Here is a 14,302-nt window from a genome sequence, read left to right as displayed (position 1 = left end):
CTTATTTGGTGCCGAACATCCGGTCTCCGGCATCGCCGAGACCCGGCATGATATAGCCTTTTGAGTTGAGCTCTCGATCCAGCGAGGCGGTGACGATCTTGACGTCCGGATGCGCCTCTTTCATGCGTGCGACACCCTCGGGGGCAGCCAACAGGCATAGGAACCGGATGTCCGTCGCGCCTGCCTCTTTCAGCAGATCAATCGCTGCGGCCGAACTGTTGCCGGTGGCGAGCATCGGATCAACGGCAATGACCAGCCGATCTTTCAACCCTTCCGGCGCTTTAAAATAATACTGCACCGGCTTCAGCGTCTCTTCGTCTCGGTACAGACCGACAAAACCGACGCGGGCTGAAGGGACCAGTTCCAGCACCCCGTCCAGCATCCCGTTTCCGGCGCGCAGGATCGACACCAGCGCCAGCTTCTTGCCCGCCAGGATAGGCGCGTCCATCTCTTCCATCGGCGTTTCGATGTGGCGGGTGGTCAGCGGCATCTCTCGCGTGACCTCATAGGCCAGCAGCAAGGTGATCTCGCGCAGCAACTGGCGGAACACTGCGGTCGAGGTCCCCTTGTCCCGCATGAGCGTCAGTTTGTGCTGCACCAGCGGGTGATCGACGACGGTCAGGTGTTCGCTCATGGTCTCTCCAGTCTCTTTTGCACCCGGGCGCGGGTGTCTTCATCGCAAAAGGCCGCGTCCAGCGCGGTTTTGTTCAGCGCGGCAAAGTCTTCGGCATCCCAGCCGAACGCCTTGTGCAGCATCTCGTATTCGCGGCGCATCGTGGTGTGGAAGAACGGCGGATCATCAGTCGACACCGTGACTTTTACGCCCGCATCCCGCAGTTGCGCAATCGGATGGGCATCAAAGCCCGGGAACAGGCCCAGTACAACATTCGAGCCGGGGCAGACCTCAAGCGTTGTGCCCCGGTCGATCAATTCGTGGACCAAGTCGGGGTCTTCGAAGGCGCGAACGCCGTGGCCGATACGCTCGACCCCCAAATGCCGGACCGCATCCCGAACGCTGTCAGGGCCACCAAACTCTCCCGCGTGGGTGGTCAGGCGCAAGCCCGCTTCGCGCGCACAATCGAAGGCCCATTTGTAGTCCGCCTGCGCACCCACTGATTCATTGCCCCCCATGCCGAACCCGGTGATCCAGTCTCCGGCGGTCTCAGCCGCGCAATAGGCGCTGCGTTTGGCCTGTTCGGGGCCAAAGTGGCGCACACAGGTGGCGACGCCGCGCAAGGTGATGCCGAATTTTTTTTCTGCCTCATCCGCCGCGTCCCGAATGGCGTTCAAATAGTCTTTCCATGCATCCAGATCGCCGCCGCCGCAAAAATCGGGGCTCAGGAAGCTTTCGGTGTAGACCACGCCATTCTCGGCACTTTCCTCCAGAATGGCCAATGTAAGCCGCCGGAAATCCTCGGGCGATTTCAGCACTTCGCAGGCCGCTTCATAAACGCTGAGGAAATGCGCAAAGTCACGGAAGTCATAAGACCCGTCCGGTTTGAATATCTCGCTGAGGTCCACGCGTTTTTCATGCGCCAATTGCCGGATAAAGGCTGGAGGTGCTGCACCTTCGTGGTGCAGGTGCAATTCGATCTTGGGCAAGTCCGCAACGGTCATAGAAAAGTCCTTCCCGGCCCTTGTGCCGGTATGTTCAGGTGATGGGCGATACTGGCAGCGACGTCGGCGAACTCAACCTGACCGATCTGGCCAGCACCCTGCCCTGCGATCAACACCGGCGCCTGTTCGCGCGTGTGGTCGGTTCCGGGCCAGCTTGGGTCGTTGCCATGATCGGCGGTCAACAGCATCAGATCGCCCGGACGCAGCTTGTTCAGGATCAGGCCGATTTCCCGGTCAAACCATTCCAACGCGCGGGCATAACCGCTGATATCGCGACGGTGGCCGTAAAGGCTGTCGAACTCGACGAAATTGGCGAAGGTCAGGCTGCCCTCCTCGGCCTCGTCGACTAGATCGGACAGATGCTTCATCAGCTCCGCATCCGCGCCTTTGCGCAGCGTGTCGATCCCTTGCATCGAGAAGATGTCGCCGATTTTGCCGACCGCATAGACATGGCGTCCGGCGTCCTGCACCCAATTGGTCAGAACCGGCGCAGGGGGCAGAATGGCAAAGTCCTTGCGGTTGGTCGTGCGCGTAAACCCGGTTTCCGGAGTGCCGACAAAGGGTCGCGCGATGACTCGGCCAATTTTCATGTCATGCAGGCGCGGAGCCAGCGTTCGGCACATCTCAAGCAATCGGTCGAGGCCAAAACTCTCCTCATGCGCGGCAATCTGGAACACGCTGTCAGCCGAGGTGTAGCAGATAGGCAAACCCGTCCGCATGTGTTCCGCGCCCAGTTCGGCGATGATAACGGTGCCCGAAGCGTGGCAATCGCCCAGAATGCCGTCCGTTCCCGCTGCCTCGGCTGCGGCGCGGGTGAGATCAGCGGGAAAGGCCGGGACGGTGTTCGGGAAATAGTGCCAATCCCACGGCACTGGCACCCCCGCCAGTTCCCAATGGCCCGAGGGCGTGTCTTTGCCGGGTGAATGCTCGCTTGCGCAGCCCCAGAGCCCCGTGGGTTCGGCCTCAAGCCCCGGCGTTTGATCGCCCGACGCCAGACGGGCCGCAGCACCCAGGCCGAGCGCGTCAAGATTGGGCAAGCGCAGCGGTCCGCTGCGCCCCTCCTCGGCCCGGCCTTCGGCGCAGGCTTGTGCGATATGCGCCACGGTATTTGCACCGGTGTCCGGCATGTCCCCATTGAAAAACCGGTCGGCATCCCCGGCGCCACCGATTCCGACTGAATCCATTACCACCAGAAAAGCGCGGCTCATGCCGTGATCCTTTCATGCACCAGTTTCGGAACCTCTGACGGCGTTTCGGAAATCGTCACCGCCGACAGAACGCTTGCGCCCGCACGCTGCGCCGCATCTTCGCGCCCGGCGTGAACCACAGCCAGCGGCTCACCTTTGCTGACGCGCTGACCCAACCGCACGATACCGGAAATCCCGACGGCGGGGTCAATTTCGTCGCTTTCCACCTGACGCCCACCGCCCAGCGCCACCACGGCGAGGCCCAGGGCCTCGCCATCAATCGCCGTGACATAGCCGTCCTGCGGCGCGGGAACCTCTTGAATAACGTTGGCTTCCGGCAGGAACCGCGCCCAGGTATCGACGAATTGCACGGGTCCACCAACCGATGCCATCATCCGGCCAAAGCGGTCGGCCGCACGGCCATCGCGGATGATTTCGTCGACTTTGCTGCGGCCAGCGTCGACCGTTTCGCAGATGCCAGCATCGACGAGCAGCACACCGCCCAACTCGGCCGAGATCTCGGCCAGCGGTGAGTTGTGGTCCCCGGTTAGAACCTTCATCACTTCGGCAACTTCCAGCGCGTTCCCCAAGGCCGGGGCCAGCGGTTGCGACATGTCGGTGATGACTGCGGATGTCCGGCAACCAGCCGCATTGGCGGTCTCGGTCAGCGCCTGCGCCAGACCGCGTGCCCGATCTATGGTTTTCATGAATGCGCCGCTACCCATCTTGACGTCAAGAACCAGCGCATCCGGGCTGGCGGCCAGTTTCTTGGACAGGATCGACGCGGTGATCAGATCGAGGCTTTCGACCGTTGCCGTCACATCGCGCACCGCATAAAGACGTTTGTCGGCCGGGGCGATCTGACCGGTTGCACCCACAATGGCCGCCCCGGTTTCTTGCAGAATCTGCGCCAGACGATCCTGACTGATCTGCGTGCTGACCCCGGGAATAGCTTCCAGTTTGTCCAGCGTACCGCCCGTATGGCCCAATCCCCGGCCTGAGATCATCGGAACATAGGCACCGCATTCGGCAAGCGCCGGGGCCAAGACCAGACTGACACTGTCGCCAACCCCGCCGGTCGAGTGTTTGTCGATCACCGGGCCGTCGACATCCCAGTTCAAAACCTCGCCACTGTCGCGCATCGCGACAGTCAGATCCGCGCGGCCCTGCGCGCCCAGGCCTCCCATGCAGACAGCCATGGCAAAGGCACCGGCCTGCGCGTCGCTGATGCCGCCATCGGCCAGACCTTGTGCGAACCAGTTCAGTTCCGCGCCGCTAGGCATCTCGCTCCGGCGCAGTTTTGCGATGATCGAACGTGCATCCATCGGGTCAGCTGTCCTCCATATGCGATGCATCAAACGCGCCTGGCAGAAGTTGCCCGATGGTGGTCTCAAGCTCGTCCCCGCCGGCAGTCGCCAGCGTCACCTTGACGTCGCGTGCACCAAACTCGGCCAGTTTCTGACGACACCCCCCACAGGGCGGCACCGGTTGCGGGCTGGAGGCGACGACATACACCTCGGTCAGTTGCTGCTCACCCGCCGCGACCATCGCTGCGATCGCACCAGCCTCGGCGCAGGTGCCCTCGGGGTAGGCCACGTTTTCGACATTGCAGCCGGAATAAACTGTGCCCGACGCCGACCGAACAGCCGCACCAACTTTGAAATTCGAATACGGCGCATAGGCATTTTCGCGGACGGACAAGGCGGCCTCTTTAAGCGACATGGCGATTCCCCGTTTTTTGATCATCTGGTCAGAAAAATCCAACCTAGTGGAAAACACTATGGGAGTTAAAGCCCCCACTTTCATTTCCTAACAGATTCGCGCCTATTTCAGCGTGGTATTGAACGTTCCGGGCAATGTGACCTCGAGCAGTTCGACATCATCCGACGGATCGGCTAGCCGAGTCAGCATTCCGGGCGGGATGACAAACGCGTCCCCTTGCTCCAACCGGAAGGGTTCGCGGCCCTCGCCCTCAAGCGTCACTTCTCCGGCCATGACAAAACTAAAGTGGATATCCGTATCGTGGCTTGACCAGACAGGTTCGCCCTGCCCGCGGCGCACGACCTGCACCCCGGCAACACCTTTGGTATTCTCAGCAATCGTTGTGTCACGGCAGATATAACCCGGCAGGCGGAAGGGCTGCCAGACCGCGTCCTTGGCCTGATTGTACACGAACCGTTGTCCCCCCCATTCCCGATCCGGGCGATAGTGCGGGGTGGGGAGCGTCATGTCGTGGTCAATCTCAGTCACATGTTCGGCGGGCACACCAATTTCGATAACCTGCACGTTGTCCGAGGCCTCCAGAACCCTATGGCGTATTTCAGGTGGCTGGATAAAGCAATCGCCCGCTGTCAGGCGCATCCGGTCGCCCTGATCCTCATAGACCACATCGACCCAGCCATGAATGCAAAAAATCAGCTGAAAGCCGACCTTGTGGAAATGCACCATATCGGGCACCGGGCCACCGTCCGGAATGCGGATGTGGCTGGCAATGATCGACCCGCCCAGTCGGTCGGGGACCAGATCGCGGTAATGCATCCCTGCCCGCCCGATGATCCACGGCGCCTGATCCTTGAGCCGCCGCACTACGAAGGAATGTACCGTTTCCGGCATCACAAGCGGTGGATTGCGTTCCTCGATTTCGACGCGCGTACCGTTCGGAGCGACCAGAACGCGTTGACCATCCGCAAATGCGTCAGGGTTTTCGGTAAGGATGCGCAGCGTCCCCGGCTGCTCGGGTGCATCCTTTTCGATGCGCAATCGCAGCCCGTGCCCGGAAAACACCGCAACGCTGGGGTCGTCGGCCGGATAGATCATATCCATCCGCATCCCCAAAACCTTGGTGTAAAATGGAATGTCGTCGCGCAATTCCTGTGTCGGCAGGCGAAATTCAGCGTGCGTCTGTGCGCTTTTCCCGGTCGATGTCATTCAATGTCTCTTCAGTCGCGGATTTTGGCCATCCGATCAGAACGGAGGCCAAAATGCCAATTGAAAAGACCATCTCGAGCGTTTCTTCCAGAACAAACAGGCGCATCATCATCGTCACGGACAGATCCGCATCGATCATCCCCGGCAATTCTTCCATCCCCTGCGCGACAACCGCAGCGCATCCAGAGAGGAAAAATATCATAAAAAACGGGGCCTTGATCTTAAGCGCACGCCATGCGTTCGGAACCCCATGCCAGATCAGACCGCCAATCACGATCACCGCCAGCACCACGCGAACGACGGTCATGTCCAGCGCTATATCCAGCCCGTTCAGAATCCAGTGGGGCAGACTGCCTGTCTGATAGATATCCGCCTCAAGCTCGCGCTCGGCCAGCAACAGGCACACCACACCGATATACAGTCGGCTAAAACCGGGATAGCGCCAAAGCGCCGCCAGACCAGCTGCCAGCAAAGCCGCAGCCGAGATTGTCTCGAACAGTCCGCCTTCATCATTGAGGCTCATCGCCTGGGTTGGCCACAGCCAAACGGCAATTAGCAATACGCAAACCGCCAACGCCGCCAGAACGGCCGCAAAATAACCATAGCCAGAGCGAGCCGCCCTTGGCTCGACCGCCAGGAAGTCGTCCTTGAAGCTCATTGTAGGTCTCGGCTGCTCGGTGTCTGCGTTTCGGAGTTGTGCGAATGTAAAACTTTTGCGAAACCTTTCAACCCGCCGGGGACCGATCAAAGCGAAACTGTTACAAATGAGCCGACATAGCCATTTCCAGAGAAATAGTTTAGCCATAAATCAAAATGTTTAGGGAGCTGAATCGCCGATGTCTGACACACCCAGCCTGCGGCAGGCCGCACTTGACTATCACGCTTATCCCAAGCCCGGTAAGCTTGAGATCAAGGCCACGAAACCCATGGCCAACGGTCGGGATCTGGCACGGGCCTATTCGCCGGGGGTGGCCGAGGCCAGCATCGAAATCAAGGCCGACCCGACCAATGCCGAGAAGTACACGGCCCGGGGCAATCTGGTGGCCGTTGTTTCAAATGGCACGGCGGTTCTGGGTTTGGGCAATATCGGTGCGTTGGCGTCCAAACCGGTGATGGAGGGCAAGGCCGTCCTGTTCAAGAAATTCGCAGGCATCGATTGTTTCGATATCGAAGTCGACCAGCCCGATCCGGAAAAACTCGCTGATATCGTCTGCGCGCTTGAACCGACCTTCGGCGCCATCAACCTTGAAGATATCAAGGCGCCCGACTGCTTTGTCGTTGAAAAGCTCTGCCGCGAGCGGATGAACATCCCGGTCTTTCACGACGACCAGCATGGCACCGCCATCGTCGTCGGCGCTGCGGCTAAAAACGCGCTGCACGTGACGGGCAAGTCTTTCGAGGACATCAAGGTGGTTTCGACAGGCGGCGGCGCAGCAGGCATTGCCTGCCTGAGCATGTTGGTGAAACTGGGTGTCAAGCGCGAGAATATTTGGCTTTGCGACATTCACGGTCTGGTTTACGAAGGCCGGGCCGAGGATATGAATCCGCACAAGGATCAGTTTGCGCAAAAGTCGGATCTGCGAACGCTGGATGATGTCATCGACGGGGCTGACCTGTTTCTTGGCCTCAGCGGTCCCAACGTGTTGAAGCCCGAAATGGTCGAGCGGATGGCCAAGGGTCCGATCATCTTTGCCCTGGCGAATCCGACGCCGGAAATCCTGCCGCAAGCCGCGCGCGAGGTCGCGCCAGACGCCATCATCGCCACGGGTCGCAGCGACTTTCCCAATCAGGTCAACAACGTTCTGTGTTTTCCGTTCATCTTCCGGGGCGCGCTGGATGTGGGCGCAACCGAGATCAATGACGAAATGCAGATTGCCTGTGTCGACGGCATCGCCGAAATGGCCCGCGCCACCACCAGCGCCGAGGCAGCCGCGGCCTACAAGGGCGAACAGCTGACCTTTGGCCCCGACTATCTGATCCCGAAACCTTTTGACCCTCGCCTGGTTGGGGTTGTCTCTTCCGCCGTGGCACGTGCCGCGATGGAAAGCGGTGTCGCCAAGCGCCCGATCGAGGATCTGGAGGCGTATAAGGAACGCCTCAACCAGACGGTGTTCAAGTCGGCCCTGCTGATGCGCCCGGTGTTCGAGGCCGCAGCCGTTGCATCGCGCCGTATCGTTTTTGCCGAGGGCGAGGACGAGCGCGTCCTGCGCGCCGCACAGGCCGTTTTGGAAGAAACGACGGAAACCCCCATTCTGATCGGAAGGCCGGACGTGATCGACGCCCGTTGCCAGCGCCTGGGACTGACTGTCAAACCTGGCGAAGATTTTCAGATCGTGAACCCTGAAAACGATCCTCGGTACTATGATTATTGGAATTCCTATCACCAAATCATGCAACGTCGGGGTGTCACGCCCGATCTGGCCAAAGCAATCATGCGCACAAACACGACCGCCATTGGTGCGATTATGGTGCATCGGGGTGAGGCAGACAGCATGATCTGCGGCACTTTCGGCGAATACCGCTGGCACCTGAACTATGTGCAGCAGATTTTCGACGACGGGAACCTGCACCCGCATGGAGCGATGTCGCTGATGATCCTCGAGGATGGCCCGCTGTTCATCGCAGATACACATGTGCGGCAATTGCCAAACCCAGAGGAATTGGCCGAGAGCACAATCGGCGCAGCGCGCCATGTCAGACGGTTCGGAATCGAACCGAAAATCGCGTTCTGTTCGCAGTCACAGTTCGGCAATCAGGCGGAAGGGTCTGGCAAACGCCTGCGCGCCGCATTGGATATTCTCGATTCCGAACCGCGCGATTTTGTATACGAGGGTGAGATGAACCTTGATCTGGCGCTGGATCCGGAGTTGCGCAGCCGCATCTTCCCGAACTCGCGTCTGACAGGGGCAGCGAACGTGCTGATCTTTGCGCATGCAGATGCGGCCAGCGGTGTTCGCAACATCCTCAAGATGAAAGCCGATGGGCTTGAGGTTGGCCCGATCCTGATGGGAATGGGCAACAAGGCGCATATCGTCACCCCGTCCATCACGGCGCGCGGACTTCTGAACATGGCAGCCATTGCCGGAACTCCGGTCGCGCATTACGGTTGATCCGGTGGCCCTGACAATTGGCCGCCAATAGCAGGAGAGGCGAATTGAAAGGGCATTGTCACTGCGGGGCCGTCCGTTGGGAAAGCGATGGTGATGTCGCGTGGAGCTGCTATTGCCATTGCGCCGACTGCCGCCGCAACTGCGCGGCACCCGTTACCGCATTTTTTGGCCTGCCTCATGAAGCGGTGAATTGGACAGGTCAGGACCCTGCCGTCTACCGTTCGTCACCGGATGTCGAACGGTTGTTTTGCGCGGCCTGTGGAACGCAGATGGCGTATCGCAACGCCCGGGACACGGTGAACATCCACCTCTATACCGCGACGCTAGAAGACCCCGAAGCGGTTCCTCCCCGGTTTCACGTATTCGACTCAGACCGCCTGTCTTGGCTGGCAACTCAGGACAGTCTGCCGCGCCACGCCAAATCCAAAACCTGAGCGCTGCGTGATTCCATCTCTCTTTGCAGCCGAAAAGTTTGCAAGTTTGCAAATAAGTTAATCTGCTTTCAATTTTGCTCTGCTGGCAAACAGGTTTGCAAAACTTTGCAGCCCAAGAGCGCGATATCTGCAAATATTTCGCGATAAACTGACGCGCTGCCAGTCCAGCCGCTTGTCCGAAAGGCGACGGATGCCTAACACACAAACAAGGAATTTGAGGAGGATGACGACGTGGCATATCAGGAGATTTACGAGAGCTGGAAATCCGACCCAGAGGCGTTCTGGATGGACGCTGCAACCGGGATCGACTGGGTTCGCCCTCCCAGCAAAGCCCTGTTTGCCGACAATGCACCGCTTTACGAATGGTTCAGTGACGCACAGGTCAACACCTGCTGGAACGCGGTCGACCGGCACGTTGAAAACGGCCGGGGCGAGCAGACTGCCATCATCTATGACAGCCCTATCACCCATACCAAGCGCGAGATCTCATATGTCGAGCTGCGCAACCGTGTGGCCACGCTGGCTGGTGCGTTGCGGGCCAAGGGTATCGAAAAAGGGGATCGGGTCATCATCTACATGCCGATGATCCCCGAGGCGCTAGAGGCGATGCTGGCCTGCGCGCGGCTCGGCGCGGTACACTCGGTCGTGTTTGGCGGTTTTGCCAGCAACGAACTGGCGGTGCGGATCGACGATGCCAAGCCCAAAGCCATCATCGCGGCCTCGTGCGGGATGGAACCCGGGCGCGTGATTCACTATAAACCCCTGCTGGACGGCGCCATAGAGATGGCCAGCCACAAGCCCGATTTCTGCGTTATTTTCCAGCGCGAACAGGAAGTGGCACAGCTGATCGAAGGACGCGATCATAACTGGCACGGGTTTCAGTACGGGGTGGAACCGGCCGAATGCGTGCCCGTGGCAGGCAACGATCCGGCCTATATCCTGTACACTTCGGGAACCACAGGCGCGCCGAAAGGCGTGGTGCGTCCCATTGCCGGGCATCTGGTGGCGCTGAACTGGTCAATGAAGAACATCTACAATGTCGATCCCGGTGACGTCTTCTGGGCAGCCTCGGATGTGGGCTGGGTCGTCGGACACTCGTATATCTGTTATGCGCCGCTGATCCACGGCAACACCACCATCGTGTTCGAGGGCAAACCCGTCGGCACACCGGATGCCGGAACATTCTGGCGCGTCATCGCGGAACACAAGGTCAAAAGCTTCTTTACCGCACCCACCGCGATTCGCGCCGTCAAGCGCGAGGACCCACAGGCCGAATTGATGGCAAACTACGACCTTTCTGGCCTCGGGGCGCTGTTCCTTGCCGGTGAGCGTGCCGACCCCGATACCATCACCTGGGCGCAGGAGGCGCTGAAAGTTCCGGTTATTGATCACTGGTGGCAGACGGAAACCGGTTGGACCATCGCAGGCAACCCGCTGGGCATCGAGGAATTGCCGACCAAGCTTGGCTCGCCCGCCAAGCCCATGCCCGGCTACGACGTGCAGATTCTGGACGAGGGCGGACACCCGATGAAACCGGGCGAGCTTGGTGCGATCGCGGTCAAGCTTCCGCTGCCACCCGGCACCCTGCCGACCCTGTGGAACGCCGAAGAACGGTTCAAGAAATCCTATCTGGAGCATTTCCCCGGTTACTACGAAACTGGCGACGCTGGGATGATCGACGAGGACGGTTACCTCTACATCATGGCGCGCACGGATGACGTGATCAACGTCGCCGGGCATCGCCTGTCCACGGGCGGGATGGAGGAGGTTTTGGCCTCGCACCCTGATGTCGCGGAATGCGCGGTGATTGGCGTGTCGGATCAGTTGAAAGGTCAAATGCCGGTCGGTTTCCTGTGCCTGAACGCGGGTACGGACCGCAACCACGATGACGTGGTGCAGGATGTGGTCAAGCTGGTGCGAGAAAAGATCGGTCCCGTCGCGGCCTTCAAACAGGCGGTTGTTGTCGATCGCCTGCCCAAGACCCGCTCGGGCAAGATTTTGCGCGGCACGATGGTGTCGATTGCCGACGGCAAGGACTACAAGATGCCAGCAACGATCGACGATCCCGCCATTCTGGACGAGATCACTTCGGCCCTGCAAACGCTCGGCTACGCGCAATGACCCATTAGGCGGGTGGCCACGGCGCACCCGCCTGACCTCTTTTGCTTGCAACTTCAACAGGGCCTCCTACTGTCACCCCAAGACAGTGAGGACCCATGACAGATTCCGACATCTGGCGGCTGAGTGCCACCGAACTGACCGCGCTGACCCGTAGCGGAGACCTTAGCGCAGAAACTGCCGTAAGATCAGCGATTGACCGGATGCATGGGGCGAACCCTGCCCTGAATGCCGTTGTCGAAGACCTTGGGAACGAGGCATTGGAGCGCGCGCGCAATCTTGACCGTGCCCGCGCCAAAGGGGCGGAGCCCGGCCCGTTGCAGGGCGTGCCGGTTACAATAAAGGTGAATGTCGATCAGAAAGGGCACGCCACAACAAATGGTGTGGCAGCCCTGAAAGCCTTGATTGCGCCGGATGACGCGCCGGTTGTGACCAACTTGCAAAAAGCAGGTGCCGTCGTGATCGGACGCACCAATACGCCCGAGTTTTCGTTCCGAGCCGACACCGACAATCTGCTTTACGGGCGGACGCACAACCCTTGGGGTCAGCATATCTCGGCCGGCGGATCCTCTGGCGGTGCCGGGGCGGCAGTCATGGCGGGGATCGGCGCTTTGGGGCATGGCAATGATATTGGCGGCAGCCTGCGCTTTCCCGCAGCGGCCAACGGCGCGGTGACGGTCAAACCCGGTCTCGGGCGCGTACCAGCCTGGAACCCCAGCCAAAAGGCCGAGCGTGGTCTGCTGGCGCAATCCATGTCGGTTCAGGGGTTGATCACGCGCTCGACCGCCGATTTGCACCTGTCGATGCCCAGCCTGATCGTGCCCGACGCGCGCGACCCGTTTCACGTTCCCCTGCCCTGGCACGGCGCGCCGCTCGACGGTCCAATCAAGGTTGCCTTTACCAAGAACACTTTTGGCTATGCGCTGCACCCCGAGGTCGATAAGGCGTTGGACACTGCGCGCGACGCTTTGACGGATGCAGGTTATCAGGTGCACGAAATCGACCCGCCGGATGTTTTTGACTGCGGTCGCACGGGGTACCGCGCCCTGATGGGCGAGGTTCTGACCCTGATGAAAGGCGATATCGAGGCGGTCGGCTCGCAAACGATCCGGGATATCTTTGGCGTCTATTTTCAGGAGTTTCCGCCCATCGTCGAAACCGAATTGATCCAGACGATGGCCAAGCGCAGCCATTACGCGCGCGAATGGTCTTTGTTTCTGGAAGATTACCCTCTGGTCCTTTCTCCGTTCCTGCCACAGCCTTTTTTCAAACCGGATCGGGATACCGAAGGGGCAGACGGCGTACATGAGGTTCTGGGCTGCGCTGTCTACTCCTACGCGATGAATTTCCTGGGCCTGCCCGCCGCCAGCGTGCCTGCACGGCTGGCCGATCTGCCCAAGGGTCCGCAACCGATCAACGTTCAGATCGCTGCCCGACGCTGGCGCGAAGACTTGGCAGTTGATGCCGCAGCCGCGATCGAGGAACGTGTTGGCTCAATGGCCCCGGTTCTTTGGCAGCGCATGGCGGACACTGCGTAGGTTTTGGCGGTTGAGCGCAAAAAATTGACCCCGGGTTATTGTGCCCGGGGTCCGCATACTAAAATATGCCCGGATTTCTGGTAACGAGCGTAGCACCACCTACCCTCGCCAGCGCTAAAACTGCGCAATCATTGGACAACACCAGTGGGTGGCCACTCACTTCCACCCCGGCGTGTTCTCCGGGCATGATCAGATTACCAAAGGGTTGTGTCCAGTCCTGTGAACTTGTTCACACAAGCCCGATGAATTTCCCGAATTTCGGCAAAAATTATGTAAATTGTTCAGAAATTAGCCGTTCTTCAAGCCCATGACCGGGATCGAACAGGATGCGATGCTCGACTTTTGGCTCCGAGCGAATCTCGACCCAGTCGATATCGGGGAATGCAACCGAATCGGCGGATACGATAACCGGGCGTTTGTCGGCCTCGATGACATCGAACCTGACCTGAGCGTGTTTGGGCAGCAAAGCGCCGCGCCAGCGCCGGGGCCGAAACGCCGCAATCGGCGTCAAGGCCAGCACATCCGCGCCGATTGGCACAATCGGACCATGCGCCGAATAGTTATAGGCCGTTGATCCGGCTGGCGTCGACAAAAGCGCTCCATCGCAAACAAGCTCGGCCATGCGCACACGGCCATCGACACTGATCCGCAGCCGCGCCGCCTGAGGACCGGCGCGCAGCAAGGACACTTCGTTGATGGCCAAAGCCTCGTGTTTTTGTCCCGACTGGTCCACGGCGGTCATGATCAGCGGGTTGATCACCTCTTCCTCGGCCTCGGCCAGACGGCTGATCAGATCCGCTTCCGCATATTCGTTCATCAAAAACCCGATGGTGCCGCGATTCATGCCGTAGACTGGCGTGTTCAGATGCCGAATTCCGTGCAGCGTGTGCAACATGAACCCGTCACCACCCAGCGCCACCACAACATCCGCATCCCGCGGAGCGACGTGCCCATAGCGCGCGACCAAAACCTCGCGCGCGGATTGCGCAACGCGGGCGTCGCTGGCTAGAAATGCGATTCTTTTGGTCATCTGGTCCGGTTTCCGGTGCTGCACATTTGGTTCCGAAACAAACATACCTTTCCCCGTTAGGCCAGACTTGACGCCGCAGCGAGCCAAATCGTCGCTTTAAGCCTTTTGCAGCGCCAACGTTTCCTATAGGAAATCCGCAAGTTTTTCCCCAGCCATGCGGAGCCATCCATGAACGCCAATCTTCGTGACACCGGTTTTTTCACCCAATCCCTTTCGGATCGCGACCCCGAGCTTTATGGCTCGATCACATCCGAGCTGGGCCGTCAGCGCGACGAGATCGAGTTGATCGCATCCGAGAACATCGTCTCTGCCGCCGTGATGGAGGCGCAGGGCTCGGTGA

The 14,302-nt window shown here is 59.9% G+C and carries 12 protein-coding genes and 1 pseudogene; 5 read left to right on the top strand and 8 right to left on the bottom strand.

Features of this window, described 5'->3' with window-relative positions; all coding sequences use genetic code 11:
• Nucleotide 1 precedes the first annotated feature (1 nt).
• The 7 genes from upp to ACR0JA_RS00035 form a co-directional block, all read right to left on the bottom strand.
• Nucleotides 2-634: a uracil phosphoribosyltransferase gene (upp, locus tag ACR0JA_RS00065; RefSeq protein WP_480568188.1), complete on the bottom strand. Its 633-nt coding sequence runs from the start codon at nt 632-634 to the stop codon at nt 2-4.
• Complete coding sequence (locus ACR0JA_RS00060; RefSeq protein WP_480568186.1) at nt 631-1,617, bottom strand: adenosine deaminase; 987 nt, start codon at nt 1,615-1,617, stop codon at nt 631-633. The genes upp and ACR0JA_RS00060 overlap by 4 nt, the downstream gene beginning before the upstream one ends.
• Nucleotides 1,614-2,825 carry a phosphopentomutase gene (locus ACR0JA_RS00055; RefSeq protein WP_480568183.1) on the bottom strand — a complete coding sequence of 404 codons (1,212 nt, stop codon included), beginning with the start codon at nt 2,823-2,825 and terminating at the stop codon, nt 1,614-1,616. Before ACR0JA_RS00055 ends, ACR0JA_RS00060 begins: the two co-directional genes overlap by 4 nt.
• Nucleotides 2,822-4,129, bottom strand: a complete 1,308-nt coding sequence (locus ACR0JA_RS00050; protein ID WP_480568180.1) for a thymidine phosphorylase — start codon at nt 4,127-4,129, stop codon at nt 2,822-2,824. Before ACR0JA_RS00050 ends, ACR0JA_RS00055 begins: the two co-directional genes overlap by 4 nt.
• 4 nt (nt 4,130-4,133) lie before the next feature.
• Complete coding sequence (locus tag ACR0JA_RS00045; RefSeq protein WP_480568177.1) at nt 4,134-4,550, bottom strand: cytidine deaminase; 417 nt, start codon at nt 4,548-4,550, stop codon at nt 4,134-4,136.
• A gap of 78 nt (nt 4,551-4,628) precedes the next feature.
• Complete coding sequence (locus tag ACR0JA_RS00040) at nt 4,629-5,732, bottom strand: cupin domain-containing protein (protein ID WP_480568174.1); 1,104 nt, start codon at nt 5,730-5,732, stop codon at nt 4,629-4,631.
• Complete coding sequence (locus ACR0JA_RS00035) at nt 5,695-6,390, bottom strand: hypothetical protein (protein ID WP_480568171.1); 696 nt, start codon at nt 6,388-6,390, stop codon at nt 5,695-5,697. The genes ACR0JA_RS00040 and ACR0JA_RS00035 overlap by 38 nt, the downstream gene beginning before the upstream one ends.
• 178 nt (nt 6,391-6,568) lie before the next feature.
• Between ACR0JA_RS00035 and ACR0JA_RS00030 the strand changes: the two genes are divergently transcribed.
• The 4 genes from ACR0JA_RS00030 (at nt 6,569) to ACR0JA_RS00015 (ending at nt 12,932) form a co-directional block, all read left to right on the top strand.
• On the top strand, nt 6,569-8,842 hold the full coding sequence (locus tag ACR0JA_RS00030) for an NADP-dependent malic enzyme (protein WP_480568168.1): 2,274 nt from the start codon (nt 6,569-6,571) through the stop codon (nt 8,840-8,842).
• A gap of 44 nt (nt 8,843-8,886) precedes the next feature.
• On the top strand, nt 8,887-9,276 hold the full coding sequence (locus ACR0JA_RS00025; protein WP_480568165.1) for a GFA family protein: 390 nt from the start codon (nt 8,887-8,889) through the stop codon (nt 9,274-9,276).
• A 231-nt stretch (nt 9,277-9,507) separates the two neighbouring features.
• Nucleotides 9,508-11,397: a propionate-CoA ligase PrpE gene (gene prpE, locus ACR0JA_RS00020; RefSeq protein WP_480568162.1), complete on the top strand. Its 1,890-nt coding sequence runs from the start codon at nt 9,508-9,510 to the stop codon at nt 11,395-11,397.
• 95 nt (nt 11,398-11,492) lie between these two features.
• Nucleotides 11,493-12,932 carry an amidase family protein gene (locus ACR0JA_RS00015; RefSeq protein WP_480568159.1) on the top strand — a complete coding sequence of 480 codons (1,440 nt, stop codon included), beginning with the start codon at nt 11,493-11,495 and terminating at the stop codon, nt 12,930-12,932.
• A gap of 268 nt (nt 12,933-13,200) precedes the next feature.
• Here ACR0JA_RS00015 and ACR0JA_RS00010 read toward each other — a convergent pair whose 3' ends face one another.
• Nucleotides 13,201-13,962, bottom strand: a complete 762-nt coding sequence (locus ACR0JA_RS00010) for an NAD kinase (protein ID WP_480568157.1) — start codon at nt 13,960-13,962, stop codon at nt 13,201-13,203.
• A 168-nt stretch (nt 13,963-14,130) separates the two neighbouring features.
• Here ACR0JA_RS00010 and glyA point away from each other — a divergent pair.
• Nucleotides 14,131-14,302, top strand: a pseudogene (gene glyA / locus ACR0JA_RS00005) (serine hydroxymethyltransferase); the annotation flags it as partial.

The sequence above is a fragment of the Ruegeria sp. AM4 genome, assembly GCF_056540665.1.
Note: the sequence above shows the minus strand (reverse complement) of the source record. Positions and strands in the feature narration are given on the sequence as shown.